Origin of the sequence: Bacillus sp. EB01, assembly GCF_000613125.1 — a bacterium.
Classification (GTDB): domain Bacteria; phylum Bacillota; class Bacilli; order Bacillales; family Cytobacillaceae; genus Bacillus_D.
The window spans coordinates 5,135,672-5,155,527 of sequence record NZ_HG964497.1 but is presented as its reverse complement, the minus strand read 5'-3'; the positions used below and the strand labels follow the sequence as shown (position 1 = coordinate 5,155,527).

18 protein-coding genes are annotated in these 19,856 nt (G+C 41.2%); 17 read left to right on the top strand and 1 reads right to left on the bottom strand.

Features of this window, described 5'->3' with window-relative positions:
- Nucleotides 1-51: 51 nt before the first annotated feature.
- The 7 genes from mnmE to TY16_RS24275 all read left to right on the top strand — a co-directional run bounded on the left by mnmE (nt 52) and on the right by TY16_RS24275 (nt 8,028).
- Nucleotides 52-1,437 carry a tRNA uridine-5-carboxymethylaminomethyl(34) synthesis GTPase MnmE gene (gene mnmE / locus TY16_RS24305; protein WP_043934282.1) on the top strand — a complete coding sequence of 462 codons (1,386 nt, stop codon included), beginning with the start codon at nt 52-54 and terminating at the stop codon, nt 1,435-1,437.
- Between the two features lie 28 nt (nt 1,438-1,465).
- Complete coding sequence (mnmG, locus tag TY16_RS24300; RefSeq protein ID WP_043934281.1) at nt 1,466-3,355, top strand: tRNA uridine-5-carboxymethylaminomethyl(34) synthesis enzyme MnmG; 1,890 nt, start codon at nt 1,466-1,468, stop codon at nt 3,353-3,355.
- 16 nt (nt 3,356-3,371) lie between these two features.
- Nucleotides 3,372-4,088, top strand: coding sequence for a 16S rRNA (guanine(527)-N(7))-methyltransferase RsmG (gene rsmG, locus TY16_RS24295; RefSeq protein ID WP_043934280.1), 717 nt, complete (start codon nt 3,372-3,374; stop codon nt 4,086-4,088).
- A 114-nt stretch (nt 4,089-4,202) separates the two neighbouring features.
- Entirely contained in the window at nt 4,203-5,072 is an 870-nt protein-coding gene (gene noc, locus TY16_RS24290) for a nucleoid occlusion protein (protein WP_043934279.1), read from the top strand.
- A gap of 559 nt (nt 5,073-5,631) precedes the next feature.
- On the top strand, nt 5,632-6,393 hold the full coding sequence (locus tag TY16_RS24285) for a ParA family protein (protein ID WP_043934278.1): 762 nt from the start codon (nt 5,632-5,634) through the stop codon (nt 6,391-6,393).
- A complete protein-coding gene (locus TY16_RS24280; protein ID WP_043934277.1) occupies nt 6,386-7,240 on the top strand; it encodes a ParB/RepB/Spo0J family partition protein in 855 nt (284 codons plus the stop codon). Before TY16_RS24285 ends, TY16_RS24280 begins: the two co-directional genes overlap by 8 nt.
- 68 nt (nt 7,241-7,308) lie before the next feature.
- Nucleotides 7,309-8,028, top strand: coding sequence for a DUF554 domain-containing protein (locus tag TY16_RS24275; RefSeq protein WP_043934276.1), 720 nt, complete (start codon nt 7,309-7,311; stop codon nt 8,026-8,028).
- A 45-nt stretch (nt 8,029-8,073) separates the two neighbouring features.
- Here TY16_RS24275 and yyaC read toward each other — a convergent pair whose 3' ends face one another.
- Complete coding sequence (yyaC, locus tag TY16_RS24270) at nt 8,074-8,709, bottom strand: spore protease YyaC (RefSeq protein WP_043934275.1); 636 nt, start codon at nt 8,707-8,709, stop codon at nt 8,074-8,076.
- Nucleotides 8,710-8,982: 273 nt separating this feature from the next.
- Between yyaC and TY16_RS24265 the strand changes: the two genes are divergently transcribed.
- The 10 genes from TY16_RS24265 (at nt 8,983) to dnaB (ending at nt 19,544) form a co-directional block, all read left to right on the top strand.
- Nucleotides 8,983-9,876: a mechanosensitive ion channel family protein gene (locus TY16_RS24265; protein WP_043934274.1), complete on the top strand. Its 894-nt coding sequence runs from the start codon at nt 8,983-8,985 to the stop codon at nt 9,874-9,876.
- Nucleotides 9,876-10,073 carry a DUF951 domain-containing protein gene (locus TY16_RS24260; protein ID WP_043934273.1) on the top strand — a complete coding sequence of 66 codons (198 nt, stop codon included), beginning with the start codon at nt 9,876-9,878 and terminating at the stop codon, nt 10,071-10,073. The genes TY16_RS24265 and TY16_RS24260 overlap by 1 nt, the downstream gene beginning before the upstream one ends.
- A gap of 79 nt (nt 10,074-10,152) precedes the next feature.
- Nucleotides 10,153-12,159, top strand: a complete 2,007-nt coding sequence (locus tag TY16_RS24255; protein WP_043934272.1) for a molybdopterin-dependent oxidoreductase — start codon at nt 10,153-10,155, stop codon at nt 12,157-12,159.
- A 181-nt stretch (nt 12,160-12,340) separates the two neighbouring features.
- Complete coding sequence (gene ychF, locus TY16_RS24250; protein ID WP_043934271.1) at nt 12,341-13,441, top strand: redox-regulated ATPase YchF; 1,101 nt, start codon at nt 12,341-12,343, stop codon at nt 13,439-13,441.
- A gap of 304 nt (nt 13,442-13,745) precedes the next feature.
- On the top strand, nt 13,746-14,033 hold the full coding sequence (rpsF, locus tag TY16_RS24245; RefSeq protein WP_043934270.1) for a 30S ribosomal protein S6: 288 nt from the start codon (nt 13,746-13,748) through the stop codon (nt 14,031-14,033).
- A 71-nt stretch (nt 14,034-14,104) separates the two neighbouring features.
- Nucleotides 14,105-14,620: a single-stranded DNA-binding protein gene (gene ssb, locus TY16_RS24240; RefSeq protein WP_043934269.1), complete on the top strand. Its 516-nt coding sequence runs from the start codon at nt 14,105-14,107 to the stop codon at nt 14,618-14,620.
- Nucleotides 14,621-14,670: 50 nt separating this feature from the next.
- Nucleotides 14,671-14,910, top strand: coding sequence for a 30S ribosomal protein S18 (rpsR, locus tag TY16_RS24235; RefSeq protein ID WP_043934268.1), 240 nt, complete (start codon nt 14,671-14,673; stop codon nt 14,908-14,910).
- A 675-nt stretch (nt 14,911-15,585) separates the two neighbouring features.
- Nucleotides 15,586-17,559 (top strand): DHH family phosphoesterase, encoded by a 1,974-nt coding sequence (locus TY16_RS24230; protein ID WP_043934267.1) that lies wholly within the window; start codon nt 15,586-15,588, stop codon nt 17,557-17,559.
- Nucleotides 17,556-18,005, top strand: a complete 450-nt coding sequence (rplI, locus tag TY16_RS24225; RefSeq protein ID WP_043934266.1) for a 50S ribosomal protein L9 — start codon at nt 17,556-17,558, stop codon at nt 18,003-18,005. Before TY16_RS24230 ends, rplI begins: the two co-directional genes overlap by 4 nt.
- 174 nt (nt 18,006-18,179) lie before the next feature.
- Nucleotides 18,180-19,544 (top strand): replicative DNA helicase, encoded by a 1,365-nt coding sequence (gene dnaB, locus TY16_RS24220; RefSeq protein WP_043934265.1) that lies wholly within the window; start codon nt 18,180-18,182, stop codon nt 19,542-19,544.
- Nucleotides 19,545-19,856: the final 312 nt, after the last annotated feature.

Below are 19,856 nucleotides of genomic sequence, written 5' to 3'. Positions count from 1 at the left end.
ACTTCATTTAATAGATAAATGTATTGGACTATAAGAATAGAGGTGGATAATATGGAGTTTGATACGATTGCGGCAATATCGACCCCTATGGGTGAGGGAGCGATTGCGATAGTCCGTTTAAGTGGCGATGACGCTTTTTCAATTGCTGATAAAGTATTCAGGAACCCGGCCGGAAAAAGACTATCAATGGTTCCTAGCCATACAATCCATTACGGGCACCTAGTCGATCCAAAGACAGACTCAATTGTTGAAGAAGTAATGGTCTCCGCTATGAGGGGGCCTAGGACGTTCACAAGGGAGGATGTAATAGAAATAAACTGCCATGGGGGGCTGGTTAGTGTCAATCGAGTCCTTCAGCTCGTATTGAACAATGGAGCCAGGCTGGCTGAACCAGGTGAATTTACAAAACGCGCCTTTCTTAATGGACGTATCGATCTCTCCCAGGCAGAGGCTGTAATGGACTTGATTCGGGCAAAAACAGACAGGGCGATGAATGTAGCTCTTGGGCAGATGGAGGGGCGCCTATCACGCCTCATTAAAAGGCTCCGCCAGGAAATCCTTGAAATCCTTGCTCATGTTGAAGTGAATATAGACTATCCAGAGTATGATGATGTTGAAGAAATGACCCATACTATGCTGTTGGAAAAGTCCAATTATATAAGAGGCGAATTGCAAGGGCTTTTACAAACATCCCAGCAGGGTAAAATATTGAGGGAAGGGCTTTCGACGGTGATTGTAGGAAGACCGAATGTTGGAAAATCCTCTTTGCTGAATAGCCTTGTTCAGGAAAACAAGGCTATTGTAACGGATATTCCAGGTACAACCCGGGATGTCATTGAAGAATATGTCAATGTAAGAGGTGTCCCCCTAAGGCTGTTAGATACTGCAGGTATAAGGGAAACTGAGGATATTGTTGAAAAAATAGGTGTTGAAAGATCGCGCCAGGTATTGAAAGATGCAGATTTGATTCTGCTTGTCTTAAATAATTCCGACCGGTTGACCGATGAGGATCGGAATATTTTTAAGGCAACTGAAGGAATGGACACGATTATTATAGTCAACAAGACGGACTTGGAGAGACAAATTGATTTTACAGAGGTAGAGGCTCTTGCATCTGGCAGGAAAATCATAACGACTTCACTTATTGAAGATAAGGGAATTGAAGAACTTGAGCAAGCAATTGCAGACTTGTTTTTTGCAGGGGAAATAGAGGCTGGCGATATGACTTATGTCTCTAATAGCCGGCATATTGCATTGATTGGCCAGGCACTTCATTCGATAGAAGAAGCAATTGCAGGAGTGGAAATGGATACACCTATTGATATCGTACAAATAGATTTGACAAGAGCGTGGGAACTATTGGGTGAGGTAATTGGGGAGAGTGTCCATGAAAGTTTGATTGACCAGCTCTTCTCTCAATTCTGCCTCGGTAAGTAAATTTTAATTTTAAAAGGAGGCAGCGTACATGCAATACGAAGCCGGAAATTTTGATGTGCTTGTTATCGGCGCGGGACATGCTGGCTGTGAAGCCGGTTTGGCGGCTGCCCGGGTTGGTGCTAAAACGTTAATGATTACAATCAACCTTGATATGGTTGCCTTTATGCCTTGCAATCCATCGGTTGGAGGACCAGCAAAAGGAATTGTGGTTAGGGAAATAGATGCCCTAGGCGGTGAAATGGGCAGGAATATCGATAAAACCTATATACAAATGAGAATGCTGAATACTGGCAAAGGTCCTGCGGTCAGGGCTCTTCGTGCGCAGGCTGACAAGTTTGCCTACCAGCATGAAATGAAAAAGACTTTGGAGAAAGAAAAGAACCTTACCTTGCTCCAGGGGATGGTAGAAGAACTAATTGTCGAAGACGGGGTATGCACTGGCGCCATAACAAAAACTGGTGCTATTTACCGCGCTAAAACCGTAGTCATCACGACAGGAACCTTCCTTCGCGGCGAAATTATTATTGGAGATTTAAAGTATTCAAGCGGTCCGAATAACCAACAGCCTTCGATTAAACTTTCGGAGCACCTTGAACAATTGGGCTTAGACCTTGTCCGTTTTAAAACAGGAACCCCTCCGCGCATCCATAGCGGTACAATTGACTACTCAAAAACGGAAATTCAGCCAGGTGATGAAACACCGAGGGCATTTTCTTATGATACAACGAAATATATCACCGATCAGCTTCCATGCTGGTTGACTTACACGAGTGAAAATACTCATCGAATTATTGAAGAAAATTTACATCGCTCCCCGATGTTTTCCGGTATGATAAAAGGGACAGGTCCTCGCTATTGTCCATCTATAGAGGACAAGGTAGTCCGGTTCAATGATAAGCCCCGCCATCAAATCTTTCTTGAGCCAGAGGGCAGAAACACCGAAGAGGTATATGTACAAGGGCTGTCAACAAGTCTGCCAGAAGATGTACAACACCGTATTATAAGAACTGTTCCTGGTTTGGAAGAAGCGCAGATGATGAGAGCTGGATATGCCATTGAGTATGATGCAATTGTACCAACTCAGCTATGGCCCACATTGGAAACAAAAAAGGTTAAGAATCTATATACAGCAGGGCAAATAAACGGAACATCCGGATATGAGGAGGCTGCTGGCCAAGGGTTGATGGCAGGCATTAATGCTGCCCAAAGAGCACTTGGGAGGGAAGAGTTGATTCTCAGCAGGTCTGATGCTTATATTGGAGTAATGATAGATGACCTTATAACAAAAGGAACAAATGAACCATATCGGTTACTTACCTCAAGAGCCGAGTACAGGCTGTTGCTTCGCCATGATAATGCTGATTTGCGTTTGACTGAAATTGGCTCTCAAATCGGGCTTATTCCTGAAGAACGCCATGAAAGATTCCTGCAAAAAAAATCGGCTGTTGAAGCTGAAAAGAAACGGCTTTATTCACAAATTATCAAACCAACGCCGGACGTCCAGGAGCTTATTCGCAATCTTGGAGGAAGTGAGTTAAAAGATGGTATTCGAGCATCTGACTTCCTAAAAAGGACCGAGGTTGTATACAGCACTATAGAAAATATCATTCCCCCGGAAATACATTTGGATGAAGAGGTAAAGGAACAAGTTGAAATTCAGATAAAATACGAGGGATACATTGAAAAATCGCTTCAGCAGGTCGATAGGCTTAAAAAAATGGAGAATAAAAAGATTCCCGAGAATATTGATTATGATGCCATTTCAGGAATTGCAACAGAGGCCCGCCATAATCTGAAGCAGGTTAGGCCTCTTTCCATTGCTCAGGCATCCCGGATATCGGGGGTTAACCCTGCTGATATCTCTATTCTATTGGTTTACCTGGAAAATGGCAGGGTAGCAAGGGTTAAGGCAGAATAAGAGTGGAGTTGTAATAATGAATAGTGAAAAGTTTAGTGAGTTGGTTGGAGAAAAGGGAATAACCCTTTCCTCCTTGCAGCTTGGCCAATTCGAAACCTATTATGAAACTTTGGTTGAATGGAATGAAAAGATGAATCTGACTGCTATAACAGATAAAGGTGAAGTGTTTCTTAAGCATTTCTACGATTCTCTTTCAGCTGCATTTTATTATGATTTTTCCAGGCCGCTGGCTATTTGCGATGTTGGAGCAGGAGCAGGTTTTCCGAGCATTCCCATTAAAATTGCCTACCCTAACCTAAAGCTAACGATTGTCGACTCTCTTAATAAGCGAATTAGCTTCCTCGAGCACTTGGCAAAACAATTAAACCTTGAAGAAGTATCCTTCATTCATGACCGAGCTGAAACCTTTGGGGTGAAATCAGAGTATCGGGAGCAATATGATGTTGTGACTGCCCGGGCAGTTGCCAGGCTTTCTGTTTTAAGCGAGCTCTGTCTTCCACTTGTAAAACCGGGAGGGGATTTTATTGCAATGAAAGCTGCCCATGCAAAAGAAGAACTGCATGCTGCAGAAAAGGCTATTAGTGTCCTCGGTGGACGGACAGTAGAAAGCTATTCTTTTTCCTTGCCAATTGAAGAAAGTGAACGGTCTATAATCGTAATAAGAAAAGAAAAGCCAACTCCTAAAAAATACCCAAGAAAGCCAGGAACCCCCAATAAGGCACCTATAGAATAGAATGCTAATTAGCCGGATGGGTTCTGGAAATCAGGGTTGTAAGATTAAAATGAAGGAATTTTGTTAATATAGAGAGAATTAGTTAAAGGGAGTATCAAAAGGTGGTGCTGGAAAATGAAAACTTCTTTTTCACGTTTTTTTAGCAGGGGCGATAAAAATGAGCAGCTTGAGCTTGACGAAGAAATTACATTGGATTCCGAATCATCCAGTGAAGAAATAAAAAAAGTTAAGATTGATTCCATCATTCCCAATCGTTTTCAGCCAAGGACAGTTTTTGATGATGAAAAAATAGAAGAATTATCCCGGACTATCCATATGCATGGCATTATCCAGCCCATAGTAGTCAGAGAGCTTGAGGAGAATAGTTTTGAAATAATCGCTGGTGAGCGAAGATGGCGTGCCATGAAAAAGCTCGGTTGGGAAGAAGTGCCGGCTATTATCAAGAATATGTCGGACAGAGAAACAGCCTCGGTTGCATTAATAGAAAATTTGCAGCGTGAGGAATTAACTCCGATTGAAGAAGCAATTGCTTATGGGAAGCTGCTTTCACTTCATAATCTTACACAGGAGGCACTGGCTCAAAGACTTGGAAAAGGACAATCTACAGTTGCGAATAAGCTCAGGCTGCTAAAACTGCCACAGGAAGTCCAAGACGCTCTTTTGAATAAAGATATATCAGAGCGCCATGCCCGTGCCCTTATTCCTTTAAAAGACCCTGTAAAACAGGTCGAGGTTCTCCAGGAAATCATCGAGCGAAACCTGAATGTTAAGCAGACTGAAGAGAGAGTCATCAAGTTAATAGAGCCAACAGCCCAAAAACCCAAGCCTAAAAGAAAAGCCTTCAGCAAGGATTTGAGGATTGCTGTTAATACGATTCGACAATCTTTATCAATGGTATCAGATAGCGGTATTCCCCTTAATGCTGAAGAAGAAGAATTTGAAGAGTATTATCAATTTACAATTAAGATTCCAAAGAAAAAGTAAAAATGTCACACAGCCCTGCATGATAAGTGCAAGGCTTTTTTCTTTGAGAAAGATTATATTGTTAATGTTATGTCAACAAATGAAAGAGTTATTGGAAAGGACCAGCTCTTAAAATTAGGAGACAGCAATTTTTTAAAGGAGTAGGGGCACCTCTTCCCGAACCGAATTTAAAGCAACAAAGCTTGACATTTTACGAATATATGTTCTTGTATTCAAACGTTATCATCCTTATAATAATAATAAAAGTAACACGTTGGTTCATAAGCTGTTAATGCTCAGAGCCAACCTTTGTACCTTTAAGGGTATGGAGGATGCAGCCCAATTATGTTTATTCTTATCCATTTTCTTAGGACTTTAGCCTAAAACCAAAGTCTGCTACCATTAAATCGAATGAATGAATAATTGAGATATCAACCCTCTTTTATGTGTTTTTTAGTTATGCTTGAATAGGCAATATTTTAAGAAAAAAACTCCAATCTCTGCATTTCATGTTAAAATAGATAGCATGGCATCTTGCCAGTATCTTTTTTCTATTTATTTTTAAAGGGTAGGTGACATCGTGGGCAAAGTTCTTGCGATCGCGAATCAAAAAGGAGGCGTCGGTAAAACGACAACCTCTGTCAATCTGGGCGCCTGCTTAGCATACATAGGTAAAAAAGTTTTGATGGTTGATATAGACCCTCAGGGAAATGCAACAAGCGGAGTCGGCGTGGAAAAGGCCGATGTTTCCCAGTGTATATATGATGTACTGGTTGATGATGTTGAGGCAAAGGCGGCAATTATCCCAACCGCTGTTGAAAATCTTCATGCCATTCCTGCAACTATCCAGCTTGCCGGGGCTGAAATTGAACTCGTTCCGACTATTTCGCGCGAAGTCCGGCTAAAAAGGGCTCTTGAGGAAGTAAAGGACGATTATGACTATATCATTATCGACTGTCCCCCATCCCTCGGCCTTTTAACCTTGAATGCTCTTACAGCATCAGATGCTGTCTTGATCCCAGTCCAATGTGAATATTATGCATTGGAAGGCCTGAGCCAATTGCTTAATACAGTCAGGTTGGTTCAAAAACATTTAAATCAAAACCTTAAAATTGAGGGTGTCCTCCTAACCATGCTTGATGCTAGGACGAACCTCGGAATTCAGGTTATAGAAGAAGTTAAGAAATATTTCCAGGATAAAGTCTATAAAACAATCATTCCACGGAATGTACGCCTAAGCGAGGCTCCGAGCCATGGGGAGCCCATCATTATCTACGATCCTAAATCCCGGGGAGCTGAAGTTTACTTAGACCTCGCAAAGGAAGTGGTTTCTAATGGCTAAAGGTTTAGGAAAAGGGCTAGATGCCTTTTTTGGGAATATTGAAGTGAAAAAGGAAGAATCAGTTCAAGAGATTAATATAAAAGAATTGAGGCCAAATCCTTACCAGCCTCGGAAACACTTTGAAAAAACAGCGATTGAAGAATTAAAGGATTCCATTCTTGAACACGGAATACTTCAGCCTCTTGTTGTGCGTAAAAGCATTCGCGGCTATGAGATTGTTGTTGGAGAACGGAGGTTTAGGGCTGCACGGGAGGCTGACCTTGAATCAGTTCCTGCAGTTGTAAGAGAACTTTCAGAACAGCAAATGATGGAGCTGGCTGTCCTTGAGAATCTTCAGAGGGAAGATTTGAATCCTATTGAGGAAGGAGCGGCCTACCAGACATTAATGGAAAAGCTTGACCTGACTCAGGAGGAGGTCGCTAAACGGCTTGGGAAGAGCAGACCTCATATCGCCAACCATATCCGCCTTCTATCGCTTCCACAAAAGATCCAGCAGCTAATTTCTAACGGAACGATCTCCATGGGTCATGGCCGGGCATTATTGGGTATTAAACAGAAAGCTAAGCTGCCGCTTCTCGTTGAAAAAACAATAAAGGAAAACCTTAATGTACGCCAGTTGGAGAAATTGATTCAACAATTAAATGATAATGTTCCACGTGAAACAAAGAAGCCACTTAAGAAAAAGGATATGTTTCTTCAAGAGCGTGAACATCTGCTCAGAGAGAGATTCGGTACCACAGTTCATATTAAGAAAATAAAAAACAAGGGGAAAATTGAAATAGAATTTTTCTCTCAGGAAGACTTGGAAAGATTATTAGAGCTCCTCGGCTCCGATATTTCAGAATAATAAGCCATCATTAGATGGTTTCTTTTTTTAGCTTTGATGGATAAGAAAAGTATGACGGGGGAAAAAGAATGTTTTTTTGGGGAACATTGGTGAATGGATTATGTATCATTTTTGGAACAATAATCGGTAAATGGCTTAAGGGAATTCCAGAGGGAATGCGAACAACCGTGATGCATGGGATTGGGCTCTCTGTTATGATATTAGGCCTGCAAATGGGATTAAAAAGCCAGAATTTCCTTATTGTTATCATAAGCCTCGTTGTTGGCGCCGTTCTAGGAGAGGCATGGGCACTGGATGACAAGCTTAATAAGTTGGGAAACTGGCTAGAATCAAAGCTTGGGCAGGGTGAAAAGGGAAGTATATCTGAAGGGTTTGTTACAGCAACCTTAATATTTCTAATTGGTGCCATGGCGATTATAGGTGCTCTCGACAGCGGCATCCGAGGGAATCATGATGTTTTGTATACAAAAGCCATTATTGATGGTTTTACTTCAATTATTCTTACAACAACCCTTGGCATAGGTGTCATTTTTTCGGCTATTCCGGTAATGATATATCAGGGGACAATTGCCTTATTCGCAACTCAAATAAATCTTTTTGTACCCCAGGAATTGTTGGATCAATTTATTATTGAAATGACCGCAGTTGGCGGAGTAATGATTTTTGCCATTGGATTGAATTTAACTGGATTAGCAAAGATAAAAGTAGCCAATTTACTCCCTGGAATAATTGTTACTGCTTTAGCAGTAGGGGCGATATTTATTTATCACAATTTATATAGTGTATAAAAGGCAAAGGGATACCCTTTGCCTGTTTTAATAGTTATTATTAGGTTAGGGAGTCTGTTCTCTAACTTTTTCAGGTTTTGTTTCCCATCCCAACTCTGTCCAGCCCATTTGGCTTGAATGCTGGCGAGAGGCAAGCCCTATGCTATTTGCTATGATTTTGGCCATTTTTAATACTAGGCTAAGACGGGTATTCTGTAATACGAAAAATTCCATAAAACCGCTTACATTGACAATTCCTGTTATATGCATATCTCCTACTTCAGGCAGGTCTTTATTTACTCCTGCACCTGGCTTTACCGGACCATTGCAGATTTGCAGGACTCCGACACTTTTAAATCTTCCTAAACATGCGTCTACAGCTATAATAAAAGGGTGAAAATGCCTGGAATGGATTTCCTTTAATTTTTCTTCTAGATTTACAGCGTGAATTGGATCATCCAGGGTGCCGTAAACGTAAAAGGACAGGGATCTTTGTTCTTCCAGGAAGGTTCCAACTAGAGGGCCTAACGAATCTCCTGTAGATCGATCTGTACCGATACAGACAATCACAACTGGGCGGCTGGCCAATAGAGGCAGATTGGAAAGCAGCCCTGCAGCAAGCTTTTCTTCGGCATTAACTTCCTCATGATGTATTCGGCTTGAAGGCAGCTTTTCGAATAGTCCTGTTGGTTTAAAATTCATAAAGCCCACTCCTTTAATGGCGCGTGCACAAACTGTCTTTGCTAAGAATAAGTTCATGTAGCATTGTTTGTACCAAGTTTCTTGAATCTATATTTAAAGAATAGTATCATTATACGAATATGTTGCGTTATCTATACATACCTGAAAAATGATTTTGCTAAACAGGGTAGAAAGAAGCAGGAATGGGATAATTAAAGGATAAAAGTACTAGAGTTGAAAAACCTTCCAGCTCTCACTAAAATAGAAATGATTGAGTAAATTGGTGGTGAAAATGTGGATACGTTTAACAGGGTTTTAGATAAAATTAGGTCAGGACTATTAAATGAGGATACATGGGCAACATTCGGCGAAGGGGCAATCAGAATAATTCTTATCTTAATTGTCTCCGGAATCCTAATTAAGATAGTAAGGTCTGCCATTCATAAGTCATTTGAAATTAGAATGAAAATGCCACTCAGAATCTCAGAACGGAGAGAGTCCACGCTTGTTAAGCTTCTTGATAATGTAGTAACCTATGCCATTTACTTTATAGCTTTAATGATGATCCTTTCTGCTTTAACCATTGATGTAAAAGCACTTCTTGCAGGTGCCGGGATTGTGGGGCTTGCAGTAGGATTTGGGGCGCAAAATCTCGTCAAAGATGTTATCACTGGTTTTTTCATCATATTGGAGGATCAGTTTTCCGTGGGTGATCACATTCGTGTAGATATGTTTGAGGGGACAGTCGAATCCATCGGACTCAGAACGACTAAGATTAAAAGCTGGACAGGAGAACTGCATATTCTCCCAAATGGAAGCATTATTCAAGTAACAAACTTCTCTTTGAACAATAGCTCGGCAGTTGTAGATGTCGGGATTGCATACGAGGAGGATATTGATAAAGCAGAAGCAGTCATTAAAGAACTGCTTGAGAAGATGCCAGAGCAATATGAAGACTTGGTAAAGGCGCCAGAACTTCAGGGCATCCAGAACTTTGGACCTTCTGAGGTGACATTAAGAATTGTGTTTGAAACGAAACCAATGAAACATTTTTCTATCGCAAGGATTATAAGGAAAGAAGTAAAAACAGCTCTTGATCAACATGGCATTGAAATACCGTTTCCACGGCTCGTTATGTATTCTCGAAATGAGCAGGAGAGCCCAACCGGAGAAAGGGGTAAAGCCTGATGGAAGTAAAGGAATTTGGTTTGAATGATATTGTTGAGATGAAAAAGCCCCATCCTTGTGGAGCTAATCGCTGGAAAATTATCCGTCTCGGCATGGATATTAGGATAAAATGTGAAGGCTGCGGCCACAGTGTTCTTATTCCCAGAAGGGAGTTTTCCCGAAAAATGAAAAAGGTGTTGGTGAAGCATGAGGAATAATCCATGCTTCTTTTTTTTATAAAAATATATTAATCTTAAAGGTATATATTTTATAAGCTTTTTGGGGGTGGTGAAGAGTTTGCTAACAGTCCATAAGTCAGCGTGCCCGTTGAATTGCTGGGATAGCTGTGGTTTCCAGGTGAAAATCGAAAATGGTAAAGTCGTTCAGATTGATGGGGATCCTGATCATCCTATCACCAAAGGGAAAATATGCGGAAGGGGAAGGACCCTTACGAAACGTATCAATGCGGAAGACCGGCTTTTATATCCCTTAAAAAAGATAAATGGGCAATTTACCCGAATTTCATGGGAAGCAGCACTAAATGAAATTGCAGCGAAAATGATGGAAATTAAAGGCATGTATGGGCCATCGGCAGTCCTTCATACCCATGATTATGCAAATAATGGAATCATGAAAAACCTAGATCAACGTTTTTTTAATGCTTATGGCGGTGCTACTGAGCTTGTTGGCTCCCTTTGCTGGGGTGCTGGGATTGAAGCGCAAAAGTGGGACTTTGGAGACGCTCTTAGCCATGAGCCGGGAGATTTATTACACAGTAAGCATATTGTTGTATGGGGCAGGAATGCCGCGCGTACAAACCTTCATTTTTATCAAGACCTTCTTGAAGCAAAGAAAAAGGGCAGTAAAATTTATGTGATTGACCCTGTGTATAACGCAACTGCCAAAATGGCAAATGAATATATATCGGTAAAACCGGGCATGGATGGACTTCTTGCAGCAGGCATTTTAAAGGAAATGCTTCGGTTTGGCCTTGAAGACAGAAACTTTATTAATGAACACACTGCAGGATTTTTGGATATTGAAGAAATACTTTTGGGCATAACTCTTGAGAAAATTAGTGAAATGGTGGAAGTTCCAGTAGAAAGAATAACCTGGCTGGCTACTATTTATGCGGATAAACCTGTTTCTACCTATATGGGATTAGGGATGCAAAGATATAAGAATGGCGGGAATACCATACGCTGGATTGATGCATTAGTTGCGGCTAGCGGCAATATAGGCATACGAGGCGGAGGGGCTAACTACGCAAATTTACAGGTAGGACAAAGTTTTCAGGCTGGCCGACTGTCTTTAGCGGAACGGAAAGAAGAATTCCGTCAGTTTCCAATTATGAAACAGGCAGAATTTATCCTCAAAGCACAAAATCCTCCGATAAAAATGATTATTAATACATGCGGCAACCCGGTTATACAGGTTCCTGATTCAACTGTTGTAGAGAAGGCATTTTCACAAGTGGAAACTGTTGTAGTAATAGAGCATTTTATGACTGAAACAGCATTGCTTGCTGACTATGTTTTACCTGCTGCTTCAGTTTTTGAAGAAGAGGACTTTTACTATGCTTCCATGTACCATCATTATGTAAACTATGCGCCAAAGCTCGTCGATCCTCCCGGAGAAGCGAAATCAGATAGTTGGATTTGGACTGAATTAGCCAAACGGCTCGGCTTTGGATCCGACTTTAACTATACAACAGAACAATGGCTAGAGATGTATTTAGAACCGGTAAATAAAAACGGGCTTACCCTCACGACTCTCAGGGATAAGAATTTCTTTGAACTGCCTGTGGAAAAAGTACCATGGATGGATCGGAACTTTAAAACACCATCCGGAAAATATGAGTTTACCTCTACAGTGGCTGATAATAAATGCCTGAGCGGAAGGCTTGAGCTCACCTATCCAGTAGAGTCGAAGTGGAATAATGAAGAATTGGCAATGAAATTTCCATATTCATTATTGACCATCCATCCTTTACGGTCCAATCATTCTCAGCATTACCACATTTTAGAACCTACACCTAAACTGGTTATTGAAGTTGCGGCTAATATTGCTGAAAAACATGGATTGATACAAGGAAGCAGAGCCCGTGTTTGGAATAACCGAGGAGAAGTTCACGGGATTGTTTCAATTATGCCGAAGGCCCATATGAATACAATTGTTATTGATGAAGGAATATGGAAAAAATTCGGTGGTTCAGTCAATAAGCTAACATCGAGTAGTGCTTCAGATAACGGTCAGGGCAGCACTCTCTACGATTGTCTTGTTGCGATTGAAAAAATTGATTGAGTGGAAAGGTTGCTCTTTACTATTCAAAAAGGGTCTAAAGGGAGATGCTAGCTAACTGGCATGTTTTCTTTAGGCCTTTCTTGTCTTTTCTGGGGGATATGCCTATAATTGTGAGAGGCTTTCAACTTTAAGAATAATGATTATGTGAAAATAGATGAAGTTTAGAAGAGGAGTGGCGGAAATGGCTTTAACAGCTGGAATTGTAGGACTGCCGAATGTAGGAAAATCAACACTTTTTAATGCTATTACACAAGCCGGAGCAGAAATGGCAAATTATCCTTTTTGTACAATTGATCCCAATGTAGGAATAGTAGAAGTACCGGACGAACGTTTGAATAAGCTGACGGAACTTGTACAGCCAAAAAAGACGGTACCAACAACATTTGAATTTACAGATATCGCAGGAATTGTTAAAGGTGCTAGCAAAGGGGAAGGGCTCGGAAATAAATTCCTTTCCCATATCCGCGAAGTTGATGCCATTTGCCAGGTGGTAAGATGTTTCGCTGATGAAAATATTACCCATGTTTCTGGAAAAGTTGATCCTATTTCTGATATTGAAACAATTAACTTGGAACTTATTCTGGCTGATATGGAATCGGTTGAAAAGCGAATTTCCAGAGTTGAGAAATTAGCCAAGCAGAAGGATAAGGAAGCTGCAGCAGAGTTCGAAGTATTGTCGATGCTTCGCGATGCCTTTGAAAATGGCAAGCCAGCAAGGTCGGTAGAATTTACAGATGATCAATTGAAAATCGCCAAATTGCTTCACTTATTAACGATTAAACCAGTCCTATATGTAGCCAATGTTGGTGAGGATGATGTTGCAAATTCTGATTCCAATGAATATGTTCAAAAAGTACGCGAATATGCGTCAGAAGAAAATGCAGAAGTAATCGTTATTTGCGCCAAAATTGAGTCTGAAATTGCCGAGCTCGAGGGTGAAGAAAAGGAAATGTTCCTCTCTGAACTGGGTATTGAAGAGTCCGGACTTGATCAGTTAATCCGCAAGGCCTACAATTTACTTGGTCTGGCTACTTACTTTACTGCAGGAGTGCAGGAAGTCCGTGCTTGGACATTTAGAAAGGGCATGAAAGCACCACAGTGTGCCGGAATTATCCATTCCGACTTCGAGAGAGGTTTCATTCGTGCTGAAACAGTTCACTATGATGACCTTGTTTCCTACGGATCTATGAATTCAGCCAAAGAGGCAGGGAAAGTCCGCCTTGAGGGTAAAGATTATGAAGTAAAAGACGGAGATGTCATGCATTTCCGATTTAACGTATAAAACCCGCTCTATGGGGCTGTTGACAATCTAAAAGGAAATTGAAAACCTGTGTAGAATTTTATTCTATACAGGTTTTTTGTTTGGGGGGGAGATTAAAAAGACAAAATGGGGAAGGAGCTACGCTCCTTCCCCATTTTGTCAACAGCCCCTCTATGCGGTTTTTTTTATTGACAATATAAATGTAATCCAACATAGAATTGTTGCGTTTTTTGAAAAACAATGTTATAATTTCTCATTGTGAGTAATTGAAAATAATTGCTCCTTGCCCATTCAGGGCCGTTTAGACCAAAAGGAGGTGACTGTGATGAGAAAGTACGAAGTTATGTACATCATCCGCCCAAACATTGAAGATGAGGCCAAGAAAGCTCTTGTTGAGCGTTTTAACACAATTCTGGCTGACAATGGTGCGGAAGTGGCTGAAGCTAAGGACTGGGGTAAGCGCCGTCTTGCTTACGAAATCAATGATTTCCGCGACGGATACTACCAAATCCTAAAGGTGAATGCTGAGCCAGCAGCGGTTGAAGAGTTTTCCCGTCTTGCAAAGATCAGCGAAGATATCATTCGCCATATTGTAATTAAAGAAGTAGTATAATCCTTTTTGATAAATGGATAGGGTGAAGTGTTTCACGTGAAACATCAGCCCGAAAAGGGGAGTGGATTCTGATGATGAATCGTGTAGTCCTAGTTGGCCGCCTGACCAAAGACCCAGAATTGCGTTACACACCTAGTGGAGTTCCTGTTGCTACATTTACTCTTGCTGTTAACCGAGCTTTTTCGAACCAGCAAGGTGAAAGAGAAGCTGATTTCATAAATTGTGTTGTTTGGAGAAAGCCAGCTGAAAATGTCGCCAATTATCTTAAAAAGGGCAGCATGGCTGGTGTGGATGGAAGAATTCAAACACGCAATTATGAGGGACAAGATGGGAAAAGAGTATATGTAACAGAGGTAGTCGCTGAAAGTGTACAATTCCTCGAGCCTAGAAATTCCTCAGGTAGAAACGACAATAATGATTTCTCTGGGAATGCTCCAAGAGAACAGGGGAATCCGTTTGGAAACGGAAACGGTAATCAGAATCAGCGTTCGGCTGCTCCGAGACAGCAAGGTTATACACGTGTAGATGATGATCCGTTCGCTGGCAGCGGACAGATTGATATCTCCGATGATGACCTTCCATTCTAGAACTTAAATCGTTTTAATAGATAAAATTAAAAGTAAGGAGGGACAATCATATGGCAATGGGACGTAAAGGTGGACGCGCAAAGCGCCGCAAAGTATGTTATTTTACTGCTAATGGCATTACTCATATCGACTACAAAGATGTGGACTTGCTTAAGAAATTCATCTCTGAGCGTGGCAAAATCTTGCCTCGCCGTGTAACAGGTACAAATGCAAAGTACCAGCGTAAGCTGACAGTTGCTATTAAACGTGCTCGTTTGATGGCACTTCTTCCATACGTTTCTGGTGAATAATATAATAAGACTAAGAGCAGCAGGGGATACCTTGCTGCTTTTTTTTAACTGTTTGGACGCTGTTTTAGAACTTAATATCTTGTTGCATACGAGTAAAGACCACGGAAAAGTTGAACATAGTTGGAAAGTAATACATATTGGATAAAAAATAATTTAGGCTTGGATTTCCCTTGGCCACTTTTCCACATAAGTTGTTCCCTATCGTAATCTGTTGCAGAGAAATCAAGTGAAGCTCCAATATCGTCTTTGCAAGAACACAAAAAATTATAAATGAATAAATCCTCGCAAGGACAAAGGAAAACTCCAAAAAATTAATCACAGGAAAAGGTACTCTACGCTTGTCTCGAGGCCGTTCTTGTCTCTGGTTAGGCGAGTTCATGGATGTTAGATATGGTTTGAGCCCCATTGATTCCCGCACAGTAATGAAGAAAACCGCGATTGAATGTTCTCGCCTTCTGTTTAAATCAGTTGTGATATTCCTAACTGCAACATATATACTATAAAAACCACTCTCTTTAAGTTAAAACACTCACCTAACAACCTTGTTCTTTAATAAGAACGATATTTAAGATACTATAGTGCGATGCATTTGACTTTCACAGATGGGGATATTGGGTATAATTAGTTTATGCTGTATAATTATCTAGATGAAACTTTTGTCAAGGAGCTGAAAGAATGCCGTCTTTCTTGGAAAAGCGCTCAATACGCTATCCCTTTTATGGATTACTTTGCTTAACAGCGGTGCTTCTTGGCATCCTTGCCCTGTATCTTCCGGTCATTAGTATATTTGGTTTGCTGATCGCTGTGGGAACCCTTTATGGATTAATAAAAATAGATACTCGTCAGCGTCAGGAAATGGAGCAATATATTTCAACATTATCGTACCGTGTTAAAAAAGTTGGCGAAGAAGCGTTAATGGAAATGCCTATTGGAATAATGCTTATCAATGATGATTTTTATATCCAATGGACCAACCCCTATCTTGCCTCCTGTTTTGATGAGGAAACGCTGGCTGGGAAATCGCTTTACGATGTAGCAGAATCATTAATTCCACTAATCAAGCAAGAAGTAGAAACAGAATTAATCACGCTGCATGACCGAAAGTTTCGAGTCATCCATAAATTAGAAGAAAAGTTGCTTTATTTTTTTGATGTAACTGAACAAACCGAAATTGAAAAAATGTACAAGGAAGAAAGAACAGTTATTGCAATTATCTTTCTTGATAATTACGATGAACTAACACAAGGCCTTGAAGACCAAATGAGAAGCAGTATTAATAATCTGGTCACATCTTTATTAAATAAGTGGGCAAATGATAATGAAATATTCCTGAAGCGGATATCGTCAGAGCGCTTTATAGGGATATTAAATGAACAAATTTTACAGCAACTAGAAAAAGGGAAGTTTACAATCCTCGATGAAGTTCGGGAAACGACTGCTCGCCAAAATGTTGCCTTGACACTCAGTATTGGAATTGGGGCCGGTGTTTCTTCACTTCCTGAGCTGGGAGTATTGGCACAATCCAGTCTTGACCTTGCTCTCGGGCGAGGTGGTGACCAGGTAGCCATTAAACAGCCTAATGGCAAAGTGAAGTTTTTCGGAGGAAGAACAAATCCAATTGAGAAACGTACAAGGGTTCGGGCAAGGGTCATTTCCCATGCTTTGAAGGAATTGATAGCAGAAAGTGATAAAGTCATCGTTATGGGGCACAAATCTCCCGACATGGATTCAATGGGTTCGGCAATTGGAATTAGCAAGGTAGCTCAATTGAATCAGCGTGAGGGTTATATTGTTATTGATTATGACCAAATTGATACTAGCATCCAACGGTTAATGGATGAAATAAAACATCATCCAGACTTATATGAACGTTTCATAACTCCTGAGCAAGCTTTAGATATCGCGACAAATGATACACTTCTTGTAATAGTCGATACTCATAAACCGTCTCTAGTGATTGATGAGAATATTCTTGAATCAATCAGTGATGTTGTTGTAATTGACCACCATAGGCGCGGGGAAGATTTTATTAGTAATCCCTTGCTTGTTTATATGGAACCTTATGCTTCTTCGACAGCGGAACTCATTACGGAGTTATTGGAATATCAGCCTAAACGAGGTAAGTTCAATATGATTGAGGCGACCGCGCTGCTTGCGGGAATTATAGTGGATACCAAGAGTTTTACGCTTAGAACCGGAGCAAGGACCTTTGATGCAGCTTCCTATTTGCGTTCATTAGGCGCTGATACAGTACTTGTTCAAAAGTTTATGAAGGAAGATGTCGAAACCTATATTAAAAGAGCAAAGCTGATTGAATCAGTTTATTTTTATAAAATGGGTCTTGCTATTGCAAAAGGCAAGGAAGACGAAGTTTATGATCAAGTTATGCTTGCCCAGGCTGCCGATACTTTATTGGCAATGGATGGAGTCACCGCGTCATTTTCCTTATCCTACCGGGATGATGGGAAAATCGGTATCAGCGCACGTTCGTTAGGCGAGGTAAATGTCCAGGTAATTATGGAAAGTATGGGCGGAGGCGGCCACTTAACAAATGCGGCCACACAGATACCTGGTATTAGCATAACTGAGGCTGAGGAGAGGCTTCAGCAGGCGATAGATGATTATTTAGAAGGAGGAAAAAGGGAATGAAGGTTATTTTCTTAAAAGATGTAAAAGGGAAAGGCAAAAAAGGAGAAATAAAAAATGTTGCAGACGGCTATGCACATAATTTTCTGTTGAAACAGGGTTTGGCTGCTGAAGCTAATGCAGCAAACATGAGCACACTTGAAGCCCAGAAAAAGAAACAGGCTAATGCAGCTGCAACAGAACTTGCGGAAGCGAAAAAGCTGAAGGAAACAATCGAGAAAATAACAGTTGAATTAACCGCGAAATCCGGGGAAGGCGGCCGTTTATTTGGTTCTATCACAACAAAGCAAATTGCTGAAGAGCTTCAGAAAAAGCATAATATCAAACTAGACAAACGTAAAATGGAACTTGACGATGCAATCAGAACATTAGGCCACACGAAGGTTCCGGTTAAGCTACACCACGAAGTAATTGCTTCATTGGACGTACATGTAAAAGAAGGAAACTAAAAATTTGAAGTAGATTTAAATGATAAACATGGTAAGATAATAGAGTAGCAAAGAAAATGTGATCGGCCCAGCTGGTCACATTTTTTCGCGATTTTGATAGGAAAGTATAACTTTGAAGGACTCGCCAAAGTGCGGGTTTTCTAACTTTTTCTTTATGACAGGGGGTTTAAATCGATGAATGATGTATTTGCGGACCGGATGCCGCCTCAAAATATAGAAGCTGAACAAGCGGTACTCGGCGCCATCTTTCTGGAACCTGCCTCTCTAACTCTTGCTACTGAAATTTTGATCCCTGAAGACTTCTACAGAGCATCGCACCAGAAGATATTTAATATGATGCTTAAATTGAATGACCAGGGAAAAGCAGTTGATTTAGTAACTGTAACCGAGGAGCTTGCGGCAGCAAAACTGCTTGAGGATACAGGCGGGGTCAGCTATTTGAGCGAACTGGCAAGTTCTGTTCCGACAGCAGCCAATATAGAATATTACGCCAAGATAGTTGAGGAAAAGTCATTGCTTCGCCGGTTGATCCGTACTGCAACAGAAATTGCTCAGAATGGATACACCCGCGAGGATGAAGTTGATACACTGCTTTCCGAGGCGGAAAAAAGCATAATGGAAGTTTCCCAGCGTAAGGGCGGAGGAGCTTTTCATCTTATAAAAGACGTACTTGTACGAACCTATGACAATATAGAATCCATGCATAACAGGAAAGGTGATATTACTGGGATTGAAACTGGCTTCCGTGAGCTGGACCGAATGACGGCGGGTTTTCAGCGCAACGATCTTATTATCGTAGGGGCCCGTCCATCAGTTGGTAAAACAGCCTTCGCTCTGAATATATCACAGAATGTTGCGACCAAGACTGGTGAAAATGTTGCTATTTTCAGCCTTGAGATGGGAGCGGAACAGCTTGTCATGAGGATGCTTTGTGCTGAAGGGAATATTGATGCGCAAAGGCTCAGGACTGGCTCGCTTACTGATGAAGACTGGGGCAAATTGACCATGGCAATGGGAAGCCTTTCAAGGGCAGGTATTTTTATCGATGATACCCCTGGAGTCCGGGTTGCGGATATAAGGGCCAAATGCAGAAGACTAAAACAGGAACATGGGCTTGGTATGATTTTGATTGACTATCTTCAATTGATTTTGGGTAGTGGCAGGAGCGGCGAAAACCGACAGCAGGAGGTTTCTGAAATCTCCCGTTCACTTAAACAGCTTGCCCGTGAGCTCCAGGTTCCGGTTATCGCGCTATCTCAGTTGTCCCGGGGCGTGGAACAGCGTCAGGATAAACGTCCGATGATGTCAGATATTCGTGAATCGGGAAGTATAGAGCAGGATGCTGATATAGTAGCTTTCCTTTACAGGGATGACTATTATGATAAAGAAACAGAAAATAAGAACATCATAGAAATAATAATAGCCAAGCAAAGGAATGGCCCCACAGGAACCGTCCAGCTGGCGTTTGTTAAAGAGTACAACAAGTTTGTTAACCTGGAAACAAGATACGGTGATTCGGGAGTACCTCCCGGAGCATAAAGAGAGCCCACCATGTATGGTGGGTTTTTGTGTCGTTTAGGAAATTTTAAATTTCGCTACTGTGTATAATTTTTATTATGAGTGTATCTACGTCTAGCTCCACAAGGAAATCTTCCCCGAAGATGCATCGCACGAAATTACGCGATAGCGTAATGAGGAGCGCCAACGCGAGCGCAAACTTCAAGCCTCCTCCCTACGATAAGTCATGCACGAATGCGCTTTCGCTCTTCGTGATTCCTTTATCCCACTCTTAAGGCTCAGTAAGCCTCCTCCGTCGGCAACTGATCCTAAAGGTCCGATTCGTTCAACTAA

Coding starts and splice junctions, on each gene's coding strand:
- dnaB (WP_043934265.1), top strand. CDS start 18,180: ATGAATGATGTATTTGCGGACCGGATGCCGCCTCAAAATATAGAAGCT.
- ychF (WP_043934271.1), top strand. CDS start 12,341: ATGGCTTTAACAGCTGGAATTGTAGGACTGCCGAATGTAGGAAAATCA.
- rplI (WP_043934266.1), top strand. CDS start 17,556: ATGAAGGTTATTTTCTTAAAAGATGTAAAAGGGAAAGGCAAAAAAGGA.
- TY16_RS24275 (WP_043934276.1), top strand. CDS start 7,309: ATGTTTTTTTGGGGAACATTGGTGAATGGATTATGTATCATTTTTGGA.
- noc (WP_043934279.1), top strand. CDS start 4,203: ATGAAAACTTCTTTTTCACGTTTTTTTAGCAGGGGCGATAAAAATGAG.
- rpsF (WP_043934270.1), top strand. CDS start 13,746: ATGAGAAAGTACGAAGTTATGTACATCATCCGCCCAAACATTGAAGAT.
- yyaC (WP_043934275.1), bottom strand. CDS start 8,709: ATGAATTTTAAACCAACAGGACTATTCGAAAAGCTGCCTTCAAGCCGA.
- mnmE (WP_043934282.1), top strand. CDS start 52: ATGGAGTTTGATACGATTGCGGCAATATCGACCCCTATGGGTGAGGGA.
- TY16_RS24230 (WP_043934267.1), top strand. CDS start 15,586: ATGCCGTCTTTCTTGGAAAAGCGCTCAATACGCTATCCCTTTTATGGA.
- rsmG (WP_043934280.1), top strand. CDS start 3,372: ATGAATAGTGAAAAGTTTAGTGAGTTGGTTGGAGAAAAGGGAATAACC.
- mnmG (WP_043934281.1), top strand. CDS start 1,466: ATGCAATACGAAGCCGGAAATTTTGATGTGCTTGTTATCGGCGCGGGA.
- TY16_RS24280 (WP_043934277.1), top strand. CDS start 6,386: ATGGCTAAAGGTTTAGGAAAAGGGCTAGATGCCTTTTTTGGGAATATT.
- rpsR (WP_043934268.1), top strand. CDS start 14,671: ATGGCAATGGGACGTAAAGGTGGACGCGCAAAGCGCCGCAAAGTATGT.
- ssb (WP_043934269.1), top strand. CDS start 14,105: ATGATGAATCGTGTAGTCCTAGTTGGCCGCCTGACCAAAGACCCAGAA.
- TY16_RS24260 (WP_043934273.1), top strand. CDS start 9,876: ATGGAAGTAAAGGAATTTGGTTTGAATGATATTGTTGAGATGAAAAAG.